Source organism: Pedobacter cryophilus (assembly GCF_005116455.1).
In the GTDB taxonomy this organism is placed as follows: Bacteria; Bacteroidota; Bacteroidia; order Sphingobacteriales; family Sphingobacteriaceae; genus Pseudopedobacter; species Pseudopedobacter cryophilum.
Genome location: NZ_SWBP01000001.1, coordinates 1,081,329 through 1,108,106, shown reverse-complemented (window position 1 = coordinate 1,108,106; position 26,778 = coordinate 1,081,329). Strand labels below are relative to the sequence as shown.

Below are 26,778 nucleotides of genomic sequence, written 5' to 3'. Positions count from 1 at the left end.
ATCAAGAATCAAGACTGATTTGTCTTTTTTTACTTAATAAAGTTGATCATATTAGGAATCAAGTTTTTTTAATCTCATTTCAAGTACTCGATACTTGATACTCGCCACTTGATACTTCATATTACTCGCTACTTGGTACTCGCTACTTGATACTTACTAGAATGGATATCAGAAAAGAACTAGAAAAAAGAATACTCGTTATTGACGGAGCAATGGGAACTATGATTCAGCGCTACAAGCTTACTGAAGAAGATTTCCGTGGAGAAAGATTTAAAGATCATCCATCAGATGTGAAAGGGAATAATGATTTATTAAATATCACTCGCCCTGATGTAATTAGAGCGGTACATGCCGAATATTTAGATGCCGGAGCAGATATTATAGAAACCAATACTTTTAGCACACAGCGCATTTCTATGGCAGATTACGGCATGGAAGATCTTTCTTACGAATTAAGTTTTGAAGGAGCCCGTATTGCTAAAGAAATTGCCACAGAATATACTTTAAGAAATCCTGAAAAACCACGTTTTGTAGCCGGAGCAGTTGGCCCAACCAACCGTACTTTGTCTATGTCGCCAGATGTAAACGACCCTGGTTTCAGAGCGATTTCTTATGAGCAATTAGAAGAAGCATATTATGAGCAAGTAAGAGGTTTGGTAGATGGTGGCGCAGATTTAATTTTAGTAGAAACCATTTTTGATACCCTAAACGCCAAAGCCGCGATTTTTGCGATTAAGCGTTACGAGGAAGAACTTAATAATAAATTAAAAGATAAAAAGGAACTTCCTTCTAATTTATCGTCTGCTGTTTATCAACAAGGACAGGCATCCCTCTCCTTCGGAGAGATACCGAGGGTGAGGCTCGAAATCATGATTTCTGGCACCATTACCGATGCGTCAGGCAGAACATTATCAGGGCAAACCGTAGAAGCGTTTTTAAACTCAATGCGACATGGAGAATTACTTTCTATAGGTTTAAATTGTGCTTTGGGCGCAAAAGATATGCGCCCACATATTGAAGAACTTGCAGAAAAAGCAGATCTATTTGTGACCGCTTATCCAAACGCAGGTTTACCAAACGAATTTGGCGAATATGATGAAACAGCAGCTCAAACAGGCGTTTTAGTAGAAGACTTTATGGCTTCGGGCTTTGTAAATGTAATTGGTGGTTGCTGCGGTACTACGCCAGCTCACATCAAAGCCATGGCAGATATTGCTGCTAAATATCCTCCAAGAAAAATAGCAGTTACGGAGCCTTATTTAAGATTATCTGGTTTAGAAGCGGTAACCATCACCCCTCAAACCATGTTTGTGAATATTGGAGAAAGAACCAATGTAACGGGTTCTCCAAAATTTTCTAAACTCATTTTAAGTGGCGATTTTGAAGCTGCATTATCTGTTGCTCGTCAGCAGGTAGAAGGTGGCGCTCAGGTTATAGATGTAAACATGGATGAAGGGATGTTAGATTCTGAAGCTGCCATGACTAAGTTTTTAAACTTAATTGCATCAGAACCTGATATTTCTAAACTACCTATCATGGTAGATTCCTCTAAATGGAGTGTGATTGAAGCTGGTTTAAAATGTTTACAGGGTAAGGGAATTGTAAACTCTATATCGCTAAAAGAAGGAGAAGAAAAATTTAAAGAATACGCCCATAAAATAAAGCAATACGGTGCCGCAACAGTAGTAATGGCATTTGATGAACAAGGTCAGGCTGATAATTTAGAACGTAGAAAAGAAATTTGTAAAAGGTCTTATGACATCTTGGTAAATGAAGTAGGTTTCCCTCCTCAGGATATTATTTTCGATCCTAATATTTTAACGGTTGCCACCGGATTAGAAGAGCATAATAACTACGCTGTAGATTTTATTGCCGCTACCAAATGGATCAAACAAAATCTTCCATTGGCAAAAGTAAGTGGTGGTGTTTCTAATATTTCTTTCTCTTTTAGAGGGAACAATACGGTAAGAGAGGCTATGCATTCTGCCTTTTTATACCACGCCATTCAGGCTGGTTTAGATATGGGAATTGTAAACGCTGGGATGTTAGAAGTTTATGAGGAAATACCTAAAGAACTTTTAGAAAAAGTAGAAGATGTTCTCCTAAACAGAAGACCAGATGCTACCGAAATTTTAGTGGATTACGCCGAAACTGTAAAAAACAAAGGAAAAGTAGTGGTTAAAGATCAGGAATGGCGCAAAGGCTCTGTTCAAGATCGTTTATCGCATTCGCTTATTAAAGGAATTATAGACTTTTTAGATGTTGATGTTGAGGAAGCCAGATTGCTTTATCCTAAAACTATTGAAGTAATTGAAGGCCCTTTAATGGACGGAATGAACATTGTTGGAGACTTATTTGGTGCCGGAAAAATGTTTTTACCTCAGGTAGTAAAGTCTGCCCGAGTGATGAAAAAAGCCGTTGCCATTTTGATGCCTTACATTGAAGCAGAAAAAGTGGTGGGCAGCAGCAGCAGTGCTGGTAAAGTTTTAATGGCCACGGTAAAAGGTGATGTTCATGATATCGGAAAAAATATTGTAGGCGTAGTGTTGGCTTGTAATAATTTTGAAGTGATTGATATTGGCGTGATGGTTCCTGCAACTCGTATTTTAGAGGAAGCTAAAAAACATCAGGTTGATATCATTGGTTTAAGTGGATTAATTACGCCTTCGCTGGATGAAATGGTTCATTTTGCTAAAGAAATGGAACGCGAAGGGCTGGATATTCCTTTACTAATTGGAGGAGCAACAACATCTAGAATTCATACGGCCGTTAAAGTAGATCCTCATTACCATGGAGCTGTAATTCATGTTTTAGATGCTTCCAGAAGTGTGGGTGTTTGTAGCAATTTATTAAACAAAGAAGGTAAAGATGAATACATCAAAACTTTAAAAAGCGATTACACCCAAACCAGAGATAATTACAATAAAAAGAAAATTGACAAGGTTTTTCTAAAAATAGAGGACGCCAGAAAAAATCAATATCAAATTAACCTGAATGGAGCCGCACCAATAGCACCCAAATTTACAGGGACAAAAGTGTTGGAGAATTTTCCTTTAGAAGATTTAGTTCCATATATAGACTGGAGTCCGTTTTTCCATACTTGGGAATTAAGAGGCTCGTACCCAAAAATATTTGATGATAAATTTGTAGGTGATGAAGCAAAAAAACTTTTTGATGATGCGCAAGTACTATTAAACAGAATTGTAAAAGAGAAATTGTTGACCGCAAAAGCAGTATTTGGCTTTTGGCCAGCTAATTCAATTGGCGATGACATCTCCCTCTCCCTTGGAGAGGGCCGGGGTGAGGTTACCATTCACACTTTAAGGCAGCAAGCAGAAAAGCCAAAAGGCGAAGCACATTATGCTTTATCAGATTTTATTGCCCCTAAAGAAACTGGCGTTCAGGATTATTTTGGAGGTTTTGCAGTCACTACTGGTATTGGTTGTGATGAGTTGGTTGCTGTTTTTGAAGCAGATCATGATGATTACAACAGCATTATGACCAAAGCTTTAGCTGATAGATTGGCAGAGGCTTTCGCCGAGAAATTACATGAATTGGTACGTAAAGATTATTGGGGTTATGCAAAAGAGGAAACTTTAGGAAATGAAGATTTAATTAAAGAAAAATATCAAGGCATAAGACCAGCGCCAGGATATCCCGCCTGCCCAGATCATACCGAAAAAGGCACTTTATGGGAATTATTAGATGCAGAAAATAAAATCAGTTTAAAACTGACAGAAAGTTTTGCCATGTATCCAACAGCAGCAGTAAGTGGTTTCTATTTCGCCAATCCAGAATCCAGATATTTTGGTTTAGGAAAAATTGATAAGGACCAGGTTGCTGATTATGCTAAAAGAAAAGGAATGGATTTAGAAACTGCTGAAAGGTGGTTGAGTCCGAATTTGGGATATTAATTACAGTATCAAGTAATTAGTATCAAGTAGAAAGACTGACTTGCGTATTTTTAAAGAAAATATTTGTAAAGTAGAAAGACTGACATGCATAACTTTAAAGAATTAAAAGTTTGGAAAATGAGCATAGAGCTTTCAAAGTTAATATTTGAAATTACTAGGTCTTTTCCAAGCGAGCATAAATTTGGGTTATCTAGTCAATTGTTTAGATGTGCTGTTTCTATTCCCTCAAATATAGCAGAAGGTTGTGGGAGAAAATCAGATAAGGAACTGAAACAATTTGTAAGCATAAGTTTAGGCTCATTTTCGAGTTAGAAACTCAAATTATTAAAGCAAAAGAGGTTAATTTAATTACTACAGAACAATTTGAGATCACCAATAATAAAATCATAGAAATACAAAAAATGCTAAACGGCTTATCAAAGAGCCTTAATATTTAAAAATATACAAGGAGTCTTGATACTCACTACTTGCTGCTTAATACAAAAGCTTGCAAGACATCTTGATACTCAATACTTGCTACTCGATACTAAAAAAAATGAAAATAATTGATCATATAAAAAACGCTAAAGGCAAACCGCTTTTCTCTTTTGAACTTTTACCGCCTGTAAAAGGGCAAAGCATTCAGTGGATTTATGATGCTATAGACCCATTAATGGAGTTTAATCCCCCTTTTATAGATGTAACCTACCATCGTGAAGATTACATTTATAAGCAACAGGCTAATGGTTTATTAGAAAAGGTTTCTTACCGTAAACGCCCTGGTACGGTGGCTATTTGTGCAGCCATAATGAACAAATACCATGTAGATGCGGTGCCGCATTTAATTTGTGGTGGCTTTACAAAAGAAGAAACAGAAAATGCATTAATTGACATGCAGTTTTTAGGAATAGACAACGTTTTGGTTTTACGTGGCGATGCCCGTCATGCTGATTCTTCTTTTATTCCCACCCCCGGTGGCCATGAGTTTGCTACAGATTTATTACAACATGTAAAAGATCATAACGAAGGTAAATACCTTCATGAAGATGTGCAAAGTGGCGATACCAGTAATTTTTGTATTGGTGTAGCCGGTTACCCCGAGAAACATTTTGAAGCACCTAACTTAAAAACCGATTTTAAGTACCTGAAGAAAAAAGTTGAAATGGGCGCCGAATTTATTGTGACTCAAATGTTTTTTGACAACCAAAAGTATTTTGATTTTGTAAAGAAATGCAGAGAAAATGATATTCATGTTCCCATAATTCCCGGTTTAAAACCAATAAGTTCTGTAAAGCAGTTGATCTCTTTACCTAAAATTTTCCATATCGATATTCCCGAAGATTTAAGCGAAGCGGTACAGGATTGCAAAAACATTAAAGAGGTTAAAAAAGTAGGTACCGAATTTATGATTCAACAATGTAAAGAGTTGATTGCCGGTGGTGCCCCCGTTTTACATTTTTATACCATGGGTAAGCCCGAGCAAACTCATGAGATAGCAAAAGCAATTTTTTAGAAAAGCAATTTCAGTATTTCATAGCTCCCGATAGTCCCGTTTTTCGCTAAATCCCTCACTCCTATGGTCGTTCGGGGATACCGCTTCACCCGGGTTTATTAAATTTTGGTTATCAATTTAAAATAAAATATATACTTTTGTATATACAATTGATATATCATGAAAAGTATATTATTAAAAATTGAAGACGAGCTTTTTAATGAGGTAGAAAAAACTGCTAAAGAGATACATATCTCTAAAACTGCTTTTATAAAAAAAGCTGTAGAATCTTATATCAAAATTTGGGAGCGAAAAAAACTCGAAAAAGAGTTGAAAAAGGAGATTCAAGAAATAAAAAAATACGACTTAGACAGGGTATTAATTTCAGAATTTGAGGAAGCCTCATTAACAGATTTACAGAAACATCTGAATGAGTAATTCCCTATCTATCAAAAGATTTGAACTTTGGATTGCGGATTTAGAGCCCGGTAATCAATCTGAACCTGGTAAAATCAGACCCGTGGTGGTTGTTCAAAGTGATTTAATTAATAACCTCGGGCATTCCTCTTTTCTGATTTGCCCCATATCTTCTCAACAAAGAACTACCCAAGGTAGGCTAAGAGTTTCTATTAAAGCGGATGAAGAAAATGGGTTAGGAAAAGACTCCTACATCTTATCTGATCAATTAAGAGCTATTGACATCAATAGATTTCATGAAAAAATTGGCGAACTTGATGAAGAAACCATAGTGAAATTAGTAAAAGGGATTAAAATCATGTTAGATCTTTAAACAAACGATTTAAAGCTATCGCTTCAAATAAAATAATAAAGATTAGCAACTCATTAATCCTTATTTACTTTCACATCCTTAAACATGTATAAGTTATCACTTAACCTCAAAGTCTTGCCGCTTATGATGGTTATATTCTTTAAAAAAACTTCCTTGGTTTTTACATAAGGAAATTGCTCTTGATAAGAATCATCGGTCTTTTTTGGATTAAAATTTGAAAAAATCGCAGGCCCTTGATATTCCTTTGAATGTTTAGAATCGTCTATACGCAGGTTTTCTATGGTAATTCGTTCTGGCATATAACAGATATAACCAAAATCATGCTGCCCAGAATAAGAACCGCCAATCAGACTAATATTATTTAGTCTGCCACCTGTTGGCACAAAAGTGCAGTTGCGGATCACTAATTCTCCCTGCCATGTACTACCATAGTCAGATCGTAGGTTAATCAGACTTCTTGAATAGATGGTAGAATTTTCCACAATTAACTTCCCGCTACCAATGGCGTTAATACCTTGATGGCCCAAAGTAGAGTTGCGGATGGTGGCATTGGCAACGCCCATGTGGGCATCAAACCTAGAAAAAGTACAACCATCATAAACAAGATTCTTGCAAAAGTTTGATCCTAAAATTCCCCAGTACCTGCTGTCGTTAATGTCATTTGTTTGGCTACAATTCACAAATGATACGTTGAGGGCTCGGTTAATAGAGATATCGTAGCTACCTATAGAAACCGGAACGCCTGCTGCGCCAATGGTTCTATACATTTTACGTCCGGTAAGAAGGGTGTTTTTAACAGTAACATAAGCACAGTCGCCAACATTAATAAAACCACCGTAAGGCGCACCACTATCACCTTCACCGGTAACGCGGTGTTCTAATCCATCTACTACAACATTAGACCTTCTGATGGCGATTCCTCGGCTGTAATAGGTGTACTTTGATTCGGCATTATTGGCAATAGTAGTGAAACGTCCTCCGGTAATGGTCAAATTAGTATCGTCAATAGGCAGAGCGGTGATATCTGTAATTTGGTCAAAGTCCCAGATAATTGGAGCGTTCAAATCCAAATTTCCATTTTTATCAACAATAAAGATATCTGTTTGTGGGCTTCCATTATTTTGGTTTGCCCCAAACCGTATGTAACGTTTTACCTTAGCATTGGTAACGGTAACCAAGCAAGTGCCAGGCAAAGTGACGTCAATTTTCTCCTGATTTCTTTTAAGGGAAGAAATTCCTTTCAATTTGAACGGTTGCAGGCTAGAACTTACCGTAAAAACATGGGTATTGCGGTTTTGTACGTTGGTATCATCAATAAGAAAAGAAGCCTTACCAAAATTTGTGTTGGTTTGGATAACTGCTGTACGATTGTTTCCGCCAATATAATAGGTAGCGCCATCATCGGCTTTCACCGAAAGGCTGTGCATATTAGCGAAAGCATGGGTTGCAGTAATAGCGTCTAAATCATCGGTTTTACCATCTCCTTTAGCGCCAAAATCACTATAGCTAACTAATTTATTCGTTTTAAATTTTTGAACATCCTGTGGAGATACATTTATAAGTAATGCTCCATTTTCGTTAGCGCTTACTTGGGTTTTATTCTGGTTGGTAGTGATCACCACATTTTCAAGTGGGTTTTTAGACTGACCTTGTGCCGAACTAAGTACAATAAAAAATAAAAATAGGAGCTGAAACTTCATTTTGAGTGTTTTTGTTTTCTTGAGAGCGAGTGATTTTTTAGGCTTATTTTAAATTTTATACGCCTGCCTAGCCAGCAATTTCCAATCGCCTTTTTCTTTTGCAAATACCAGCATAATACCCAATTTCACTTCGCCGGGTTTACCGCTGTCATTTGTTTTAGCCATTAATTTATGACGAACTACAGCAACTTTACCGGTTACTTTTATGGTTTGTTCTGATAAATCTATGGTTACAAAATCAGAGGCTCCACTTGCTATAGATTTTACAAAACTGGCTTTATCTTCTAATTTTCCGCTAGAGTGGCCGTATTGTAATTGAGTAGCTGCAATGTTTTCTAAATCGGCTTGGTTTCCGCTAATCATGGCTTGCTTTAACAATTCTACTGCTGCAGATACCTTTTCATCTTTAGTTTGTGCCAATGCGGTATAACTAAGGGTCATTGCTAACAAAGCAAATACGATTACTTTTTTCATTTCTTATTTATTTTGGTTTAATTGATGCCCTAAAATATTGTTTTTAGCAGAGATTTAAGAAATTAAATAAATGAAGGAGGACTTAAATCTCTAAACCCGGGTGAAGCGGCATCCCCGAGCGACCTTAGGAGTGAGGGATATAGCGTAAAACGGGACTACAGGTAATTAGCTTTGCTACACTTGGTTTTCTAAGAAAAAACTTCTCAAATTAATTATCTTTGCAGCCTGAAAATCAATAATTAAATTCATGAAAGTATCTGCATTAGCCGAGTCATTAGAAGGATCAGAAATCATTAAAATTGCCGGAGAGGTAAATGAAATGAAAGCCAGAGGTATTCAAATTGCCAATTTAACCATAGGCGATTTTGACCCTCAGTTATTTCCAATTCCGCAAGAATTTGAAGATTATATTGTAGAGGCTTACGCCGATCATCAGACCAATTACCCTACAGCTGATGGTGTTTTGGCCTTAAGAGAAAGTGTTTCGGCGCTTATTAAAAGTCAGCTTAATTTAGATTACAAACTCAATGAAATTCTAATTTCTGGTGGTTCTCGTCCGTTAATTTACGCTACTTATTTAGCATTGCTAGATAAAGGTGATAAGGTGATTTACCCGGCTCCGTCTTGGAATAACAACCATTATTCTTATTTATTAGGGGCAAATGGAGTAGCCGTTGCAACCCTTCCAGAAAATAATTTTATGCCTACAGCGGCTGATTTAAAACCGCATTTAAAAGGCGCAACTTTATTGGCTTTATGCTCTCCGCTCAACCCAACGGGCACTATGTTTACCGCCAGCGGCTTAAAAGAAATTTGCGAGTTGGTGCTAGAAGAAAATTTATCAAGAGGAGAACAAGAAAAACCTTTATATATTCTTTACGATCAAATTTATTCTCAATTAACTTTTGGAGAGCATGAGCATGTAAACCCAGTAAGTTTAGTACCTGCTTTAAGAGATTATACCATATTTATTGATGGCGCTTCTAAATGTTTTGCGGCAACTGGCGTAAGAGTGGGTTGGGCTTTTGGCCCAAGCTTAATTATTGGCAAAATGAAAGGTATTGTGGGGCACATGGGCGCATGGTCTCCAAAGGCAGAACAAGTGGCGGCAGCTAAATATTTAAAAAATACTAAGGCTGTAAATCAGTTCCTTACCAGTTTTAAAAACAAAATTCAAACAAGTTTAGATTCCCTTTTTAATTGTATTATTGGCTTAAAAAACGAAGGTTTTAATATTGATGCCATTGAGCCTATGGGTGCTATTTACTTAACTATTAAAATAGATTATGTTGGAAAAACCACTCCTAGCGGCGAAGTTTTAGATACGCCGGCTAAGCTTAACTTTTATTTAATTAAAGAAGCAAATATGGCTTTGGTTCCTTTCTCGGCTTTTGGTACAGAAGATATGTGTTGGTACAGAGCTTCGGTTGGGGCTTGTTCTGCAGAAGAAATAGAAAGTAAAATACCACAATTAAAAGCCGCTTTAAAACAATTAAAATAATAAACTATTTTATTTACGCTTAGCATGTCTTTGTTTATTTGTACAATTTTTTAAACTAATTTAATCACAAATGATTAAACCACCCATTCCTGAAAATGAGATGAACAGGCTTTTGAGCCTATCTGAGTTTGACTTAGATTACAGTAACCTAGATGATAATTTTAAGGATTTAACCAAACTGGCCGCAAAAGTTGCTGGAACAAATATTTCTTTGGTTAATTTGATAGACTCTTTTACACAATGGACGATCTCTTCTCATGGATTAGAGATTGACCAAATGACTCGGGAAGAATCTGTTTGTCAATATACCATTGTTGAAGAATCTGAATTTGAGGTGAAAGATTTGAGTGCCGATGAAAGATTTAAAGATAGATTTTATGTAAAAGGAGAGCCCAATATTCGTTATTATTTTGGCGTTCCGCTTAGAGCAAATGATGGCTCTAACATTGGTGCTTTATGTGTTTTAGATAGCGATGTAAAATCAATTAATCCCGAAAAAATTGAACTCTTAAAAATTATTTCTGATGAAATAGTAAATAGGTTAACTGCATTAAAAATTATTGAAGGCCTTAAATACAGGTTATCAGAAGCCAACCAAAATCAAAAGAAAGTTGCTCATGATATTAGAGGGCCAATTGGTGGCATTATTGGTTTAGCACAAATTATTAGCGAACAAGGTGACGAGAATAAACTAGACGAAGTTTTAGAATTTATTAACTTGATTCAAAAAAGCGGAAATTCTTTGTTAGAGTTAGCTGATGAGATTTTAAGTACCGATCAAGCTCAAAAAATTAATAGCGACCAGTTTAACCTTGCGGTTTTAAAAGATAAACTAGAAAAATTATATACGCCTCAGGCAGTAAATAAAAATATCAAATTTAGCATACAAACCAATTCTAAAGCTGATAAAATTCCGTTTTCTAAAAACAAATTACTACAAATTATTGGCAATTTAGTTTCTAATGCCATGAAATTTACACCTCAGGATGGGAGTATTTTTGTAGAGTTAGATATCATTAAAAATGAATTAAACCATACCTTAAAAATTATAGTTAAAGATTCTGGAGTGGGCTTAAGTGAGGAAGGAATTAATGCAATTCTTAACGGAACAGCAGTTTCTACCAACGGAACCAGTGGAGAAAATGGTTATGGTTTTGGATTAGCCTTGGTTAAACACTTAATAGACGGCTTAAAAGGAAGTTTAAATATTTATTCTAAAGCTGGCGAGGGCGCTACTTTTGAAATTAGCCTTCCTCAGAGATAATGTTAAATTTTTAGAGTAAAAAAAAGGCTGTCTTTTTGAGACGGCCTTTTTTGCAGAATGGACTGGTCATAAACTCTAGTTGTTAAAACTCCGATATTCATTGGGGGTTGTTCCAGTTTTTTGCTTAAACACTCTGATAAAATGCTGTGGATACTTAAATCCTAAATCGTAAGCAATCTCACTAATTGATTTACTAATATCAAAAACACGCTCTTTAGCAACATCAATAATTTTGCTTTGAATGTATTCCTGTGCAGATTTACCAGTTTCTTTCTTAATTAAATCACCAAAGTAATTGGCAGATAAATGCAATTCTTCAGCAAAATAAGCAACAGACGGTAAGCCAATGGTGTAGGGTTTCTCTGATGAAAAATAAGAATTTAATAAATCTTCAAATTTTTCTAAAACTCCGCTACCAATATGTTGACGGGTAATAAACTGCCTGTCATAAAATCTTTCGCAATAATTAAAAAGTAATTCAATATTAGAAGCGATTAATTTTTTACTATGCTTGTCAATAGACTGCTTTAATTCTGTATCAATTTTAGAAAATAAATCTAATACAAGCTGACGTTCTTTGGCTGATAAATGTAGCGCCTCATTGGTGTGGTAACTAAAAAAACTATAATCTGACATGCTTTTAGCCAGCGAAGTACCTTTAATCAAATCGGGATGAAAAACCAACCCATGCCCCATTGGTTGATAATAGTCTGTTTTATTTTCTACTTCTAATACTTGCCCGGGCGAAACAAAAACTAATGTTCCTTCTTGATAATCATAAGTAGCTCTGCCATATTTTAAGTCTCCGCATTTAACATCCTTAAGAAATATGCAGTTAAGGTTAAAATTCATTTTAGACCCTGTTCTTTCATTTGCCTTAGAAAAGTTGATAACGCTAACCAGAGGATGTAAAGTTTCATGATTATTAAATTTATTATAATCATCAACCGTATTAAAGCTTACTACATTTCCCATTTTATTCTTGCTTACTAAGTAAAGTTAAGCAATCAAAACAGGTATTTTAATTAATCAGTACTTATCAGTAATTATGGTAATAAAAGCAGTAATCCATATCCCTATATCATCACTTAAAGGGTTGATATTTGTATAGATGGAAAAAAGAGCATTAGGAAACAGCGGACTAGAAATCTCGGCTCTAGGATTAGGTTGTATGGGGTTAACCTTTGGTTATGGTCCGGCGATTGATGAAAAAGAAGGAATATCATTAATTCAAAAAGCTTATGATTTAGGGATTACATTTTTTGATACCGCAGAAGCTTATAGCCAAGGTGCAAATGAGGCATTATTGGGTAAAGCGGTCAAAACTTTTAGAGACAAAGTTGTTATTGCAACAAAATTTGGCTTTCAAGATGGAGACGCTTCCAAAGGTTTAGATAGTCACCCTAAAAGAATCAGAACAGTTGCAGAGGCTTCTTTATTACAATTGAAAACTGATGTTATTGATTTATTTTATCAGCACCGGGTTGACCCTAATGTGCCTATTGAAGAAGTAGCGGGAACAGTAAAAGATTTAATTAAAGAAGGAAAGGTAAAATATTTTGGACTAAGTGAGGCAGGTGTTGATAGCATTAGAAAGGCGCATAAAGTGCAACCCGTAGCTGCATTACAAAGTGAATACTCAATATGGTGGCGAGAACCAGAAAAAGAAATATTTCCTGTATTAGAAGAATTAGGTATTGGCTTTGTTCCTTTTAGTCCGTTAGGTAAAGGTTTTTTAACAGGTAAAATTAATGAAAACACCACTTTTGACCTTACAGATTTCAGGAATGTTGTTCCTCGTTTTTCGGAAGAAAACAGAAAAGTAAATCAAAAACTGGTAACCTTAATACAAGAAATTGCAAAAAACAATAACTGTACTCCTGCACAAATAGCACTAGCTTGGCTATTGGCACAAAAGCCTTGGATTATTCCAATTCCTGGCACTACCAAGTTGCATCGTTTAGAAGAAAATGTAGATAGTACATTAATTCATTTGAGTGAAATGGAGCTTGTTCATATTGAAGCCTCATTACAAGAAATCGAGATATTAGGAGCAAGATATCCTGAACATTTGCAAAAACGAGTTGGTAAATAGTAAATGTACGTTATTCAAATTTTAAATAAAAACATGAAAAATCTATTATTCACATTTTTTTTAATGATTAGTGTACAACTGTCTTTTGCGCAGGGAAATGCTGCGGCTTCTAAAGTTATCACAAAACAAGAACAACAATTGCTCGACCTATCAAAACAAAAATGGCTTTGGATGGCCGATAAGAATGTAGATTCATTAACCAGTTTCTTTCATGAAAAATCAGTTTTTGTACACATGGGAGGCTCATGGGGTAAATCGCGAGAGCTTAGTGTAATTAAAAGCGGGGGCATTTGGTATAAAAAAGCCGATGTTCATGAGGCATCTGTACAGATTATAGGCAATACAGCCATCCTATTGAATAGAATAACACTCTTAGCTGTTGTAGGAGGAAATGATGTCACCAACCCTTTTATGGTAACTGAAGTTTATGTAAACGAAAATGGGAGTTGGAAGCTCGCTTCTTTATCCTTTACCAAATTATCAACCTAATTAAGTTTTAATACAATTATTAGAAAGAAATATGAAAACCAGAATAAAGCTCTACTTGACTACAGTGTGTGCACTTTTATTAATTAGCACATCACTTTATGCTCAAAAAGTTATTAAACAAAAACCCTTGAAGATAGCAGAGCAAGGTGCGTTTTCAGCAGGAGGAATAATGGTTAAAAGTGAAGGCTCTTTTGACCCGCTTAAACCTTGGAATGTGCCGCAGGGCGGGCAGACTAGGCATGGCGACCATGCTGATGTGTTTTACCAAATCCCTGTAAAAGCAAAGAAAAACGCAATGGTATTTCTGCATGGTTACGGACAATCTCGTAGAAGCTGGCAAACAACCGCCGATGGTAGAGAAGGATTTTCTAATCTGTTTTTACGAAATGGATATGGCATTTATTTAGTAGACCAACCTGGCAGAGGCGCAGCAGGCCAAACCACCAAACCCGGGCAAATTACTGCAACACCTGATGATCAGACTTGGTTTACGCAGTTTCGTATTGGTCAATATCCTAATTTTTATGATGGAGTACAGTTTCCGAAAGACAGTTTAACGCTGAGCAAGTTTTTCAGGATGATGACACCAAATACAGGTAGTGTAGATGAAGCAACAATAGTTAACGCTATGTCTGCTGTTTTTGATCAGTCTGGCGATGGTATTTTATTTACGCATTCTGCAGGAGGTGCCCCAGGATGGAAAACTGCCATAAAAAATGAGCATGTAAAAGCTATTGTAGCTTATGAACCAGGTGGATTTGCTTTCCCCGAAGGAGAAGTGCCATCTGGCAATCGAGGAGGAAGAGGTATACCTCTTGAAGACTTTAAAAAATTAACCAAAATACCTATTGTAATTTACTTTGGAGATTTTATCCCTATGGAGGAAAGTACCGCAGCCTCTTTAAATTTTTGGCGTAATGTTTTGGCAACTGCTAGGCAATGGGTTAAAGTAGTTAATGCCCATGGCGGCGATGCAACAGTTGTTCATTTACCAGAAATAGGTATAAAAGGAAATACTCATTTCCCGATGTCTGACTTGAACAGCAAAGAAGTAGCTGATGTGCTATCAAAATGGTTAAAAGAAAAAGGGCTAGACAGGTAACATTGGTAGTAAAAGCAGTAGTCTATCTACCTGTTACCATATATTTTATTTAAAAATTTGTAGGGTTAAAAAGAACAAAAACCATGAAAATAACTAGGCTATGTCTTTATGTTGTATCAATGCTGTTTATCTCCTGCTCACAAGCTCAAGAGACCACTTTATTGGATAGTAAACACTCAAAAGATAAAAAAGTATTAATCGTTTATTTATCAAGAACAAAAAACACAAAAGCAGTAGCCGAAATCATCCATCAGAATGTTGGCGGTAAGTTGATAGCATTAGAAATTCAAAATCCTTATCCCAAAAACTATCAGGAAACTGTGGCGCAGGTTTCAAAAGAAAATGAGCTAGGTTTTTTACCCCCATTAAAAACAAAGATTGATAGTATTGAGCAGTATGATATTGTATTTGTTGGTTTTCCAACATGGGGAATGCAATTACCCCCACCAATGAAAAGTTTTTTAAGTCAATATAACTTAAAAGGAAAAACAATCATACCGTTTAACACCAATGCAGGTTATGGCATAGGAAACAGCTTTGATAAAGTAAAAGAACTAAGCCCTGAAAGCAAGGTGTTAGAAGGGTTTACTATAAAAGGAGGTATTGAACGTGACGGAATTTTATTTGTAATGGAAGGCGAAAAGAGGGTTGAAGCAGAGCGGAAAGTGAAAGAATGGCTGAATAAAATTGGATACCATAACGGAACAAACGATTGAAATAATCTTAAAGTAAAATGATAAAGCAAATAAAATTATTAAGCGCTATAACAATAATGATTAGTGTTATACTTTTTAGCAACCATGCATATTCACAGCAGATAGCAGCTCCCAATAAACAGTTGAGTTTATCAGAAAAAAGCATTATTTCTATTTCGTCTTTTACGGCACAGGGAAAATTAAGAGAACTAAAAATTGCATTAATTAAGGGCCTTGAAGCGGGCTTAACTGTTAATGAAATCAAAGAAATATTAGTGCATTTATATGCTTACTGTGGTTTTCCAAGAAGTATAAGAGGATTACAAACCTTTATGGAAGTTTTAAATGAACGAAAAAAATTAGGTATTACTGATAGTATTGGTAGAGAAGCATCACCAATAAAAGATATTGAAACTAAATACGAGCATGGGAAAATGATTTTGGAAGAACTCACCAAAACTCCACAACCAAACCAACTCAATGGTTATGCTGCATTTGCGCCTGTTATTGACACTTTCTTAAAAGAACACCTGTTTGCTGATATTTTTGAAAGAGATTTATTGACCTATGCCCAGCGAGAGTTAGTTACCATTTCAGTAATCGCATCAATTGGTAATGCCGAGCCAATGCTTAGGAGCCATTTAGTTATTTCGTTAAACTTAGGTTTTACAGAAGGGCAATTAAAAGAGTTTGGAGCTATACTTAAATCTACCATAGCACCCAAGGAAGCTTTAGTAGCAGAGAACGTTATACTAGGTATTATCAAAGAAAGAGAAGTTAAGAAATAAAGATAGATGAGAAAGATTAAACTTTTATTAGCAGCATCAGCTTCAATCATAGCTATGATAGATATTACAACTGCACAAACATTAAATAAATCAACCAATCAAAATTTATATGGATTGGTGTATGATGGAGCAATTAAAGAAAATTTAAATGGGAAAGTAAATATCCATTTAGTGAGTTACAAAATCAATACTATCCAAATAGCCGCCAATGTTTACACTCCAGCCAAATATGATTCATCAAAGAAATATCCAGCAATAGTGATAGCACACCCTAATGGTGGTGTAAAAGAACAAACATCTGGACTTTATGCGCAGCGATTAGCAGAAGCCGGGTTTATCACCATTGTTGCCGACGCTGCTTATCAAGGTGCTAGCGGAGGCGAACCACGGCATACCGATAAGCCAGCATCTAGAACTGAAGACATCCACGGAATGGCAGACTTTATCATAAAATACGCAGGGGTTGATTCAAATAATATAGGTGTTCTGGGTATTTGTGGTGGAGGCGGTTATACTTTAAAAGCAGCTCAATCTGATAAACGATTTAAAAGTATTGCAACCCTAAGCATGTTTAATTCAGGCCAAGTAAGACGTAATGGCTTTCAGCATTCACAGTTAAACAGCATTCAAGAACGCTTAAAAAAAGCTTCAGATGCCCGAAATCAAGAATCAATAAATGGCAAAATAGTTTATGCTGGAGTAGCGAGTGTAACAGATGAGGAAATTGCTAAAACCCAAACAGATTTATATCGAGAAGGATATGAATATTACTACCGAACTCACAAACACCCTAACTCAACTTTTTTATACACCATGAGCAGTCTTCTTGATTTAATGACTTGGGATGCTACTTCTCAAATCGAACTAATTAATCAGCCTCTTTTGATGATTGCAGGAAGTAAAGCCGATTCGAAATATATGACAGATGAAGCATTTAACAAAGCTGTAAATGCAAAAAGCAAGGAGCTTTATCTACTTGATGGAGCTACGCATATTCAAACTTATTGGAAACCCGAGTATGTAAATCACGCGGTGAAAAAACTTACCTCATTCTTTAATAAAACATTAACAATAGATGAGTAAATTCAATATATCAATTGCAATATTTGCGGTAGTTATCATTACCTCTTGTAGTTCCAGAAGAAATAGTCTTGCCAAATCATCAGAACCAATTTTTCCAAAAGGAAGCAAAGTGAGCAATAGCAATTTTACTGGAACTGTCTGGCTGAATATGTTATTGCCAAGTGATACTGTTTACAACAGTAATATTGGTTTGGTAACTTTTGAACCAAGAGCTAGGACTAAGTGGCATTACCATCAAGGTGGGCAGATTTTACTGGTTACCCAAGGAAAAGGTTTATATCAAGAAAAAGGAAAAGCAATTCAAGTCATCCAAAAAGGCGATGTTGTGAAATGCCCACCTAACATCCCTCATTGGCATGGTGCAACAGCAAAAGACACAATGACGCACATTGCAATTGGTACAAATACAAATAAAGGTGTTGTGGTTTGGTTATCACCAGTTAGTGAGAAGGAATACCAGCAAAATCAATAGAAAAAAATAATTGCATTTTTTGGAGACCTCAATTTATCTAGTTGGGCCAAAAAAACTGAACGCTTTTGAAAACCACATCAATAGTAATAGTAAAGATGCCTAATGTTGTCTTACCGGATTGTATTGGACAAGTTACTGTTAATATAGGAAATTAGTTTTTTAACTTTCTATTACAGGGAGCTATCTGTCTTTTAATATATTCATGTGATTTGTCTATCAAATCATCACCCTCAAATTTTAAATAGGATTCTTTACGCTTGATCCCCGTTTTTTTAGACTTTTGGAAAAATCCTTATAAAACAAAAAACCTTTCAGAACTTAATCTGAGAGGTTTTTGCGGAATGGACGGGACTCGAACCCGCGACCTCCTGCGTGACAGGCAGGCATTCTAACCAACTGAACTACCACTCCGTTTTCCCTTCCTTGCGTCGGGAGTGCAAATATAGACAAAAGCTTTTAACAACAAAATATATTTTGAAATATTATGCGTTTGAGCCTTCTTTTAATTTTTCTGCGTTTTCTGCAAACTGTAATGCTTCTAAAATTTCTGTGATATCGCCATTCATTACAGCTGGCAAATTATAAGTGGTTAAACCTATACGGTGCTCAGTCACACGCCCTTGTGGATAATTATAAGTTCTAATCTTTGCAGATCTATCACCGGTAGATACCATTGTTTTTCTTTTGCTGGCAATAGCTTCATTATGTTTTGCCAACTCCCTATCATACAATTTACTTCTTAACATCTCCATTGCTCGCTCTCTATTTCCCAATTGTGAACGTTCAATTTGGCAAACCACCACAATTCCAGACGGTCTGTGGGTTAATTGCACCTTAGTTTCTACCTTATTTACATTCTGCCCACCAGCACCACCAGATCTCGAAGTTTGTAAATCCACATCAGCAGGGTTAATCCAAACATCCACTTCTTCAGCCTCAGGCAAAACCGCCACAGATGCCGCCGAAGTATGAACTCTTCCCTGCGTTTCTGTATCTGGCACACGTTGCACTCGGTGTACGCCCGATTCGTATTTTAAAACTCCGTAAACATCCTCACCTATCACTTTAAAAATTACTTCCTTGTATCCGCCATTGGTTCCTTCCGTAACATCAATAGTTTCAGTTTTCCAACCTCTACCCTCGCAATAACGAACGTACATTCTGTATAAATCACCAGCAAAAATTGCAGCCTCATCTCCTCCCGTACCACCTCTAATCTCCATAATGGCATCCTTCTCGTCACCTTCCTCTTTCGGAATCAGCATTAATCTAATTTTTGCTTCCAATTCTTCTTTCTCAGGCAACAAAAGATCTACTTCCTCTTTTGCCATCTCACGCAACTCCTGATCCTTCTCGTTAGCCAAAATATCTTTATTGCTTTCTATATTGCTTACCACATTTTTATAATGCAAATACTCGGTAACAATTAAGCCTAAATCTTTATATTCTTTGTTTAATTGGGCATAACGCTTCATATCCTGCAAAACCTCAGGGTTGGTGAGCTCCAATTCTACATCATCTCTACGTTGCTTTATCGCTTCTAATTTATCTAACATATTAATTTTTGAAAATGAGCCAGCAAAAAAAGCTGGCAGGTTCTGTACTTTTGGCTACAACAGTCCCGCTATTCGTTACAACTCCTCGCCTTGTGAAAAACAAGGCTGTGGGGTTTTCACTGCTATCGGGTTTATTTTACCTCAACCTGTACTATAAACTCAATTATTTTTTACAGCCCACAAAGTTAAACCTTTTTCGTTTAAAACCACCAGACGGTTAAAACGTAACAAAGCATTAGTGAAACCACTTTTCACCGGAAGCGGGACTTCTTTCATTTGAAAAGTTAAATAATTGTAACTCATCAATTTTTGATCATCAAAAAAATAAATTTCGGCTCCATTTACCTCAAATTCCTTTTTTACATTAATTACAGCGGTTTTTATAAAATTACCGTAACTATCAAAAATTCGTATTCCAAATTGCTCATCATTGATATAAACATATTGTTCATCACTTAACATAAAAGTGGCTTTCATGTCAAACCCATTTCTTTGGTAAATATTACCGCTTTTTAAATCATCAATAAAAGAATTGCTCAATTTTTTCAACTCCCTGTTAATTTGATCATACACCCAAAAGCCGTTATTATTGGCTGATGCGGTTAAAGTAATTTGCTGATCGGGATTTTGATTGAACGAGTATTTACTAATCTCACTTAAATTATTGTTAAGCACAATAATTTGCTGAAAATTAGCATAATATAAAATTACTCGCAAAGGATCGGTAACGTCTAACTGGCTAATTTCTCCGAAAGTTTTGTTGGTATAATTCCACAAAAATTTTCCTTTTGCATTAAATTTTAAAACTTCATTTTGCGGTGTAACCACAAATAAATTTCCAAAATTATCTACCGTCGCAATTTTAGCAACCGTATCTATTTTAGCAATCAATTGATACTCTTGAGCGCTAATTTTTTGAGAAAAGAAAAACAAATAAACCAAGCCAATACAAAATGCTTTTACCCATAAGTTTAAAACGCTTTGATAAGGACGATGCTTAACCAATTTTTTCATTGGTATCAAAGTTTAAGAGCTTAACGCTTTGGCTATCAAAAACTGCATAAGTGGCAAAATTTACCCATTCGCCTAAATTAATATAAACTGCATTCCCTTCTAAATTTACTGTAATTGGAAAGTGCCTATGCCCTAAAATTAGATAATCAACAGTACCGTATTTTTTTGTAAATTCTAAATAAAATGCATTAATCCAGTTTTTCTCATACTCAACTTGTTGGTTACCTTCTTTTTTACTGTTAGCCAACCTGCTTTTACTGCTCCAATAATTGGCAATTCCAATTCCAAAATTTGGGTGCAATCTGGCAAATAACCATTGGCAAAAATTACTTCTAAAAAAATTCTTTAATAGCTTATAGCCTGTATCGCCACTTCCTAAACCATCCCCATGATGCATAAATATTCTTTTTCCATCACGCTCTAAAATTAACTCATCGCTCACTATAATGGCGCCTAATTCTTTCTTAAAATAATCAAAAACCCACATATCATGGTTTCCTTTAAAAAAGTAAATTTTAATTCCGGCATCACTTAATTCGGCCAATTTACCTTGTAAGCGTATAAATCCTTTTGGAATTACGGTAGCATATTCAAACCAAAAATCAAAAACATCACCCATCAAGAAAACCTCTGCAGCATCGGCTTTAATAAAATCTAACCAAGCCACAATTTTAAGCTCTCTATCTCTACTACTTTGGTATGATGGCGCACCTAAATGAAAATCAGAAGCGAAATATGATTTTGTTCTTCTCAATACGTTAAATTATGAAGGTTAAAATTATCAAATTATTTGAGAACCATTATTGCTTAAATTAAGTTGGTAAACAATTCAATAAATTACTGTGCCAATTTTTGTATTTGCGGGAATGATTTAGCCCAAACCCAAGTTAAATAAACCCGATTGAAATGAAAAACCCACAGCCCATTTTTTTTCAAAATGGGCGAGGATTTGTAATGGAAAGCGGGACTATCGGACCTTTAATGCTACAGTATTTGCTTTTCTAAAATCTATTTCATTTGCACACCATCGCCATATTTGAAAAAGCCATTGATGGTTACTGGTAATTTTCCATTAGCTTTTAAGGTCCCTAAAACTACTTTTGAGGCTGAATTTTCCATTTCTGGAGAGTTTTGATAGCCCATAATTAAGCTTTTACTTTGTTCTATTCCGGATAAGCCGGCAACTGTGTAGGGGTTGGCAAATACTACAGATATGGTGTTTAATTTAGCCGTTTGAGAGATAAAAAGCTTTAAAGCATTGTTGTAATCTAAGGTGCCAGCGGGGCGCAAGCGGGTGTCATGAATAGCCATCACCACCTGATCATACTTTTGTAATTCGGTTTGTACAGCGTTTAAATCATTTGAGCTAATATCTTTTGAAACAATAAAAATAGTGGCTTCTGGATGTGCTTTTTTGATGGCGCTGCTAAAATTGGTCACGCTTTTTGGACCTATACTTAATATGGCGGTTTTACGCACAAAATCATTACGTAAAGGGAAAAGTTCGGTGCCTTTTAAAACGGTAACTGCCGCATCTGTTAATTCTTGCTTAAGTTGTTGGGCAACTGGTTGGTTTAAATCTTGAATAAGATTGGTAGTATCTACAGGTATAATTTGATGCAAGCCCATCCAATATTTGGCTTCTAAAATTCTTTTTACTCGTTGGTTAATATCAGTCCATTTGATACGTTTTTGATGAATTGCTTTTCTAATCAATTTAATAGCTCTGCCGCTATTTTCAGAAAGTTCTAACACATCATTCCCCGCAATAATGCCCATTACATCGGCTTCGCCTTTAGGAAAAAATTTCACCACACCTTTCATTCCCATGGCATCTGAAAACACCAAGCCTTTAAAGCCTAAATCCTTTTTAAGAATATCAGTCACAATAGGTTTAGAGAGAGTAGATGGAATATTTGGCGTATTATCTAAAGCAGGTATATTCATGTGGGCCACCATAATTCCGCTTAAACCTTCTTTAAAAGCTTCTTTAAAAGGATACATTTCTAAAGAATCTAACCTTGCTGGGCTAAAGTTTAATTGAGGTAAATCATAATGAGAATCTACATCGGTATCGCCATGGCCGGGAAAATGTTTTGCGGTGGTGAATATCCCTGCATCTTGCATCCCTTTCATATAGGAAATGCCTTTTTGAGCTACATTATATTTGTTTTCGCCAAAAGAACGGAAGTTTATAACCGGATTTTTGGGGTTATTATTCACATCCATTACGGGAGCAAAATTAATTTGCATGCCTAATCTTTTAAAATCTTTAGCCACTTCTACGCCCATTTTATAGAGCAAAGAATTATCTTGAATGGCGCCTAATGTCATTTGATAGGGATAAGAAATGGTGCTATCTAAACGCATCCCTAAACCCCACTCGGCATCCATGGCCACCATTAATGGTATTTTAGAAAAAGATTGATATTGATTAGATATAATCGCTTGTCTAATAGGGCCGCCTTGAAAGAAAACCACCCCGCCTAAATGTTCTTTACGAATTACATTTCCAACAGAATCGGCGTATTTTTTACCCAAGTTAGAATGTGCCCTCACCATAAACAGTTGTGCAATTTTGGCGTTTCGGGTCATGTGTTTATAAACAGAATCTACCCATCGGTTAGGATTTTGTATCGTTTCTATATAAGGAGTAACCGTTTGGGCTTGGGTAGTTACCACGCAAATGGTTGATAAAAAGGCAATAATAAATAGGAATTTCTTCATGAATTTAACTTAATATTTAAACAGATCTTTAGCAAAAAACATTAAAAATAAGATGGTAAGTATAAAGGTGATTCCTAAACTAATAGATATGCTGTAAGACCAAGCCATCACTTTATCGTCTATTCGTTTTTTGATAAAAGAATGGATAATAAAAATAAAAAACACATTTATGAGGCTATAAATTAAAGGGAATATGATGTAATTGAAATCCATAAATGAGCAGTTTTGCTTTACTGTAGCTTTAAAACTACAGATTTGCTTTAACGTTTATACTTGCAAAGAAACATCAAAAATAGATGGTAATCGCCTTTTTAGCGTAATAAAATGTTTTCATTATCAGTTAAATGACAAAATTTAGCAGTTTGAAATTTTAAATTTCTTGAAGTTTGGCACAGTTCTTTCTTTTATCCTTCTAAATAAATAAGAAACAAATGAAAAGAATATTTATGGCTGCTTTTATCCTACTGGTTGCAGGAAGAGCAAACGCCCAAAGTAACGATGTTAAAAACACGCCAAGTTTTGGTATTAAAGGTGGTGCTAGTTTTAGCAACATTATTAAAACAGACGATTCTGATTTTAAGACCGATTACGTTACCGGATTTAATGCTGGTATTTTTATAAGCATTCCAATCGTAGATCGTTTGTCTTTTCAGCCAGAGCTGATGTTTTCTCAAAAAGGATACAAATCTGATAGAAGCGGAGTGTTAAGTAATGGTACTTTAACACAAACCACTAATTGGATAGAAGTGCCAATTTTAGCTAGAATTGAAGCTGCAAAAGGCTTTAATCTTTATGTTGGTCCGCAAGTGTCTTTCTTAGCCAAAACTACCAATAAATACGAAGGTACTTTTGGAACGGCAGAACAAACAACTATTGAAGATGATGCAGATCAATTTAAGAAAAGCATTTTGGGAGGTGTTTTAGGCGCTGGGTTTGATATCACTCCTAAAGTGAGTTTAAACGGACGTTATGCTTTAGATTTCCAAAAAAATAACGAGAATGGTACTACATCAACTCCCGAATTTAAAAACCAAGTTTGGCAAGTTGGCTTAGGATTAAAGTTCTAAGCATCAACTATTTCTTACAAAATTAGATTAACCTCTATCAGCATAATTACTGGTAGAGGTTTTTTTATGCGCTAAAAAGCATTGGTTTGGGTTTGTTTTTATGAAGGAATAAATAAATAACCGCTAAACCATTGGCTATTGCTGCACCGTAAAATATGTAAGGAATTCTTTGAATAGTATCTTGAAAAAACCAACCGGCAAAAAAAGCACCTAAGCCAATCCCGGCTTCTAAAGCAATATACATGGTAGCTACAGATAAGCCTCTTTTATCCGCATCGCTTAAATCTACTGTCCATGCAGAAATAGCTGGAGAAAGCATTCCTGTTGCTACGCCATAAAGAACAGCCCCAATAATAAAACCAGTAATGGTTTGTGCCGCACCAATCCAAACTAAGGCAATACATAAAACAATTAAAGAAATTTTCAATACCGGTTTTCTTCCATAATTATCAGAGGCTTTTCCGGCTAAAAACCGCATCACCAAAGAAGCAATGGTAAACACCATAAAAAAGATTCCTTTATTTTTTAAGCCAATGTGAGTTGTCCAATCTGGAATAAGCGTAATCAAAGCTCCATAACTCACGTAGCTAAAAAGCGTGATCCAAAAAACAGGTAAAGCTTGTTTATTAATCAATTCATGCCGACTTATTTTTAATAATTGAACCTTAAATTTTTGTTTCGCCTTTAAAGTTTCCTTCACATTTATAATAATAGCGATAGAAAGAAAAGCAAATAAGGAAGAGCAATAAAATAAAACGTTGATAGAATAATACTGCGTAATTGCACTGCCAATGGCTGGACCAATGGCCATTCCGGTACTAAAAAATAAACCATGTATGCCCATTGCTTCGCCCCAACGGTCAGATGGAACAATATCTGCCACATAAGCCGCCGTTGCGGTAGGTTTAAACCCGGTAGAAAAACCATGCAGTAGTCTTAGAAATAGAAATCCCGATACGGTGGTTAAAACTGGATATAGAAACCCACAAATAAGACATACAATAGAGCCAACAGCCATTACCGGCACTCGGCCAATTTTATCAGTTAATTTTCCGCTAAAAGGCCTGGATATTCCGGCTGTTAAAGTAAATAATGCAATAATTAATCCTTTGTACTCTCCACCACCTAAGCCGCTTAAGTAAGCCGGTAATTCTGGAATTAACATATTAAAGCTAGACGAGAATAGGAACGAGCTTAAACAAACCAATATAAATTGTAAACTATAAATACTGGTTTTTGCCTTCAACATGGCGCAAAAATATCAAAAGCAAAATAAGAAAGTGGTAAAAAGGCAAGAAAAGACCAAGCTGTCGCAAAATATTTACCATTGGAAAATGCTATAAAAACAAAAAGCTCATTCACCTTTTAGCAAGGCAAATGAGCTTTAAATATAAAATTATGTTTTAAGATTTTATAGCGCCAACTGGCATTACTTCTCTGCCATAAACTTCGTTTAATAAAGAAGCCATTCCCGTATAAATTGCACTAGCGCCACAAAAAATGCCTTCATAACCTGCAATAATTTTAATTCCTGCATTGCCGGTAGCATCGCCGTAGGCTAAAAGGAAAAATAAAATTACTAGCGTTCCAAAAACAACTTGTAAAGCTCTGCTTATTTTAAACGTTCCAAAAAATAAAAACAAAGTAAAAATACCCCACATGCCTAAATAATAAGCCATAGAAATTTCTGAAGCTTTATCTATCCAACCTAATTTTGGCATCACCAATAAACCAACCAAGGTTAACCAAAAGAAACCATAAGAGATAAATGCCGTGAAACCAAAAGTGTTATTCTTTTTAGATTCCATAATTCCGGCAATAATTTGAGCAAGTCCACCGTAGAAAATTCCCATTCCAAAAATCATGGAATTCATTTCAAAAAAACCAGCATTGTGAATGTTTAATAACACGGTGGTCATTCCAAAACCGAGTAGTCCTAACGGGGCAGGGTTTGCACTTTTGTCTTGCAAAGAGTATTCTTGTACTGTCATGAAAAAATAAATTTAGGTTTGAGTACCAATAATACTATTTATATCACAGAGATAAAAGATTTCAGAAAAGAAATTAATTTTTTTGGAAAATAAAATGCTGTAATTTATTAGTTCCGCTAGTCAGGCTTTACATTATAGTCCTCATTTTCCCATGCCACTATCCACCACACATTACGGGCTGCCATTTCAATCCTGTTTAATTTAAAATGGGTTTGTGGTATTTAATTTCTCCCCGTATTGACGTTATATTTTGGCTAAAGCCGTTTTGCTTTCCTTTACTAGCCGGGGGTTTAAACCCCCGGCTATTGATAGAATGAGTTTGGGCTTTAGCCAAAATATTGTTATTCTGTTCCTAGTTATACTTTTAATAGCTTAGGACTAAACCTTAAATAATATTCTAATTGAATTTCATTTATGTGAGCTTTAATTTGTTTTTTGCTCAAAAGATACATTGTACGATAAATTTGGCTAAAGCCGTTTTGCTTTTTTTTACTAGCCGGGGGTTTAAACCGCCGGCAATTGATAGAATGAGTTTGGGCTTTAGCCAAAATATAGATATTCTGTTCCTAGTTATACTTTTAATAG

General features: G+C 35.6%; 24 protein-coding genes, 1 tRNA gene and 1 pseudogene. 15 read left to right on the top strand and 11 right to left on the bottom strand.

Annotated features, from left to right (window positions below; genetic code table 11):
- Positions 1 to 161 precede the first annotated feature (161 nt).
- The 5 genes and pseudogenes from metH to FA046_RS04680 all read left to right on the top strand — a co-directional run bounded on the left by metH (position 162) and on the right by FA046_RS04680 (position 6,175).
- A complete protein-coding gene (metH, locus tag FA046_RS04700) occupies positions 162 to 3,914 on the top strand; it encodes a methionine synthase (RefSeq protein ID WP_136825184.1) in 3,753 nt (1,250 codons plus the stop codon).
- Between the two features lie 84 nt (positions 3,915 to 3,998).
- Positions 3,999 to 4,351 (top strand): annotated as a pseudogene (locus tag FA046_RS04695) (four helix bundle protein).
- Positions 4,352 to 4,449: 98 nt separating this feature from the next.
- Complete coding sequence (gene metF, locus FA046_RS04690; RefSeq protein WP_136825183.1) at positions 4,450 to 5,406, top strand: methylenetetrahydrofolate reductase [NAD(P)H]; 957 nt, start codon at positions 4,450 to 4,452, stop codon at positions 5,404 to 5,406.
- Positions 5,407 to 5,565: 159 nt separating this feature from the next.
- Positions 5,566 to 5,823 carry a hypothetical protein gene (locus FA046_RS04685; RefSeq protein ID WP_136825182.1) on the top strand — a complete coding sequence of 86 codons (258 nt, stop codon included), beginning with the start codon at positions 5,566 to 5,568 and terminating at the stop codon, positions 5,821 to 5,823.
- A complete protein-coding gene (locus tag FA046_RS04680) occupies positions 5,816 to 6,175 on the top strand; it encodes a type II toxin-antitoxin system PemK/MazF family toxin (RefSeq protein WP_136825181.1) in 360 nt (119 codons plus the stop codon). Before FA046_RS04685 ends, FA046_RS04680 begins: the two co-directional genes overlap by 8 nt.
- Positions 6,176 to 6,228: 53 nt before the next feature.
- On the opposite strand, the gene FA046_RS04675 is transcribed toward FA046_RS04680, so the two are convergent.
- Both FA046_RS04675 and FA046_RS04670 read right to left on the bottom strand, forming a co-directional pair.
- Positions 6,229 to 7,875 (bottom strand): right-handed parallel beta-helix repeat-containing protein, encoded by a 1,647-nt coding sequence (locus FA046_RS04675; RefSeq protein WP_136825180.1) that lies wholly within the window; start codon positions 7,873 to 7,875, stop codon positions 6,229 to 6,231.
- A gap of 48 nt (positions 7,876 to 7,923) precedes the next feature.
- A complete protein-coding gene (locus FA046_RS04670; RefSeq protein ID WP_136825179.1) occupies positions 7,924 to 8,349 on the bottom strand; it encodes a nuclear transport factor 2 family protein in 426 nt (141 codons plus the stop codon).
- Positions 8,350 to 8,596: 247 nt separating this feature from the next.
- On the opposite strand from FA046_RS04670, the gene FA046_RS04665 reads away from it, so the two are divergent.
- On the top strand, positions 8,597 to 9,850 hold the full coding sequence (locus FA046_RS04665; RefSeq protein WP_136825178.1) for a pyridoxal phosphate-dependent aminotransferase: 1,254 nt from the start codon (positions 8,597 to 8,599) through the stop codon (positions 9,848 to 9,850).
- Positions 9,851 to 9,920: 70 nt separating this feature from the next.
- On the top strand, positions 9,921 to 11,114 hold the full coding sequence (locus tag FA046_RS04660) for a GAF domain-containing sensor histidine kinase (RefSeq protein ID WP_136825177.1): 1,194 nt from the start codon (positions 9,921 to 9,923) through the stop codon (positions 11,112 to 11,114).
- 75 nt (positions 11,115 to 11,189) lie between these two features.
- On the opposite strand, the gene FA046_RS04655 is transcribed toward FA046_RS04660, so the two are convergent.
- A complete protein-coding gene (locus FA046_RS04655) occupies positions 11,190 to 12,089 on the bottom strand; it encodes a helix-turn-helix domain-containing protein (protein ID WP_136825176.1) in 900 nt (299 codons plus the stop codon).
- A 136-nt stretch (positions 12,090 to 12,225) separates the two neighbouring features.
- Here FA046_RS04655 and FA046_RS04650 point away from each other — a divergent pair, with 136 nt between their 5' ends.
- The 7 genes from FA046_RS04650 (at position 12,226) to FA046_RS04620 (ending at position 17,838) form a co-directional block, all read left to right on the top strand.
- The gene (locus tag FA046_RS04650) at positions 12,226 to 13,209 is read left to right on the top strand and encodes an aldo/keto reductase (protein WP_136825175.1); all 984 of its coding nucleotides are present in this window, start codon (positions 12,226 to 12,228) and stop codon (positions 13,207 to 13,209) included.
- Between the two features lie 33 nt (positions 13,210 to 13,242).
- The gene (locus tag FA046_RS04645; RefSeq protein ID WP_136825174.1) at positions 13,243 to 13,698 is read left to right on the top strand and encodes a nuclear transport factor 2 family protein; all 456 of its coding nucleotides are present in this window, start codon (positions 13,243 to 13,245) and stop codon (positions 13,696 to 13,698) included.
- 127 nt (positions 13,699 to 13,825) lie between these two features.
- On the top strand, positions 13,826 to 14,800 hold the full coding sequence (locus FA046_RS04640) for an alpha/beta hydrolase (RefSeq protein ID WP_225870878.1): 975 nt from the start codon (positions 13,826 to 13,828) through the stop codon (positions 14,798 to 14,800).
- 83 nt (positions 14,801 to 14,883) lie between these two features.
- Complete coding sequence (locus FA046_RS04635; RefSeq protein WP_205943600.1) at positions 14,884 to 15,516, top strand: flavodoxin; 633 nt, start codon at positions 14,884 to 14,886, stop codon at positions 15,514 to 15,516.
- A 17-nt stretch (positions 15,517 to 15,533) separates the two neighbouring features.
- On the top strand, positions 15,534 to 16,283 hold the full coding sequence (locus FA046_RS04630; protein ID WP_205943599.1) for a carboxymuconolactone decarboxylase family protein: 750 nt from the start codon (positions 15,534 to 15,536) through the stop codon (positions 16,281 to 16,283).
- A gap of 6 nt (positions 16,284 to 16,289) precedes the next feature.
- The gene (locus FA046_RS04625; RefSeq protein ID WP_136825172.1) at positions 16,290 to 17,366 is read left to right on the top strand and encodes an alpha/beta hydrolase; all 1,077 of its coding nucleotides are present in this window, start codon (positions 16,290 to 16,292) and stop codon (positions 17,364 to 17,366) included.
- Positions 17,359 to 17,838, top strand: coding sequence for a cupin domain-containing protein (locus tag FA046_RS04620; RefSeq protein ID WP_136825171.1), 480 nt, complete (start codon positions 17,359 to 17,361; stop codon positions 17,836 to 17,838). Before FA046_RS04625 ends, FA046_RS04620 begins: the two co-directional genes overlap by 8 nt.
- A gap of 337 nt (positions 17,839 to 18,175) precedes the next feature.
- Here FA046_RS04620 and FA046_RS04615 read toward each other — a convergent pair.
- From FA046_RS04615 to FA046_RS04590, 6 genes are all read right to left on the bottom strand, one after another.
- Positions 18,176 to 18,249: transfer RNA gene (locus FA046_RS04615), tRNA-Asp, on the bottom strand.
- 71 nt (positions 18,250 to 18,320) lie between these two features.
- Positions 18,321 to 19,394: a peptide chain release factor 1 gene (prfA, locus tag FA046_RS04610; RefSeq protein ID WP_136825170.1), complete on the bottom strand. Its 1,074-nt coding sequence runs from the start codon at positions 19,392 to 19,394 to the stop codon at positions 18,321 to 18,323.
- Between the two features lie 159 nt (positions 19,395 to 19,553).
- The gene (locus FA046_RS04605; RefSeq protein WP_225870877.1) at positions 19,554 to 20,408 is read right to left on the bottom strand and encodes a hypothetical protein; all 855 of its coding nucleotides are present in this window, start codon (positions 20,406 to 20,408) and stop codon (positions 19,554 to 19,556) included.
- Positions 20,392 to 21,162, bottom strand: a complete 771-nt coding sequence (locus FA046_RS04600; protein ID WP_136825169.1) for a UDP-2,3-diacylglucosamine diphosphatase — start codon at positions 21,160 to 21,162, stop codon at positions 20,392 to 20,394. The genes FA046_RS04605 and FA046_RS04600 overlap by 17 nt, the downstream gene beginning before the upstream one ends.
- A 254-nt stretch (positions 21,163 to 21,416) precedes the next feature.
- A complete protein-coding gene (locus FA046_RS04595; protein WP_136825168.1) occupies positions 21,417 to 23,135 on the bottom strand; it encodes a glycoside hydrolase family 3 protein in 1,719 nt (572 codons plus the stop codon).
- Between the two features lie 9 nt (positions 23,136 to 23,144).
- Positions 23,145 to 23,348 (bottom strand): hypothetical protein, encoded by a 204-nt coding sequence (locus FA046_RS04590; RefSeq protein WP_136825167.1) that lies wholly within the window; start codon positions 23,346 to 23,348, stop codon positions 23,145 to 23,147.
- 218 nt (positions 23,349 to 23,566) lie between these two features.
- On the opposite strand from FA046_RS04590, the gene FA046_RS04585 reads away from it, so the two are divergent.
- Positions 23,567 to 24,202: a porin family protein gene (locus FA046_RS04585; RefSeq protein WP_136825166.1), complete on the top strand. Its 636-nt coding sequence runs from the start codon at positions 23,567 to 23,569 to the stop codon at positions 24,200 to 24,202.
- Between the two features lie 64 nt (positions 24,203 to 24,266).
- Here FA046_RS04585 and FA046_RS04580 read toward each other — a convergent pair whose 3' ends face one another.
- Together FA046_RS04580 and FA046_RS04575 are read right to left on the bottom strand one after the other, a co-directional pair.
- Complete coding sequence (locus FA046_RS04580; protein ID WP_136825165.1) at positions 24,267 to 25,451, bottom strand: MFS transporter; 1,185 nt, start codon at positions 25,449 to 25,451, stop codon at positions 24,267 to 24,269.
- A gap of 154 nt (positions 25,452 to 25,605) precedes the next feature.
- Positions 25,606 to 26,193: an acetate uptake transporter gene (locus FA046_RS04575; protein ID WP_136825164.1), complete on the bottom strand. Its 588-nt coding sequence runs from the start codon at positions 26,191 to 26,193 to the stop codon at positions 25,606 to 25,608.
- Positions 26,194 to 26,778 lie beyond the last annotated feature (585 nt).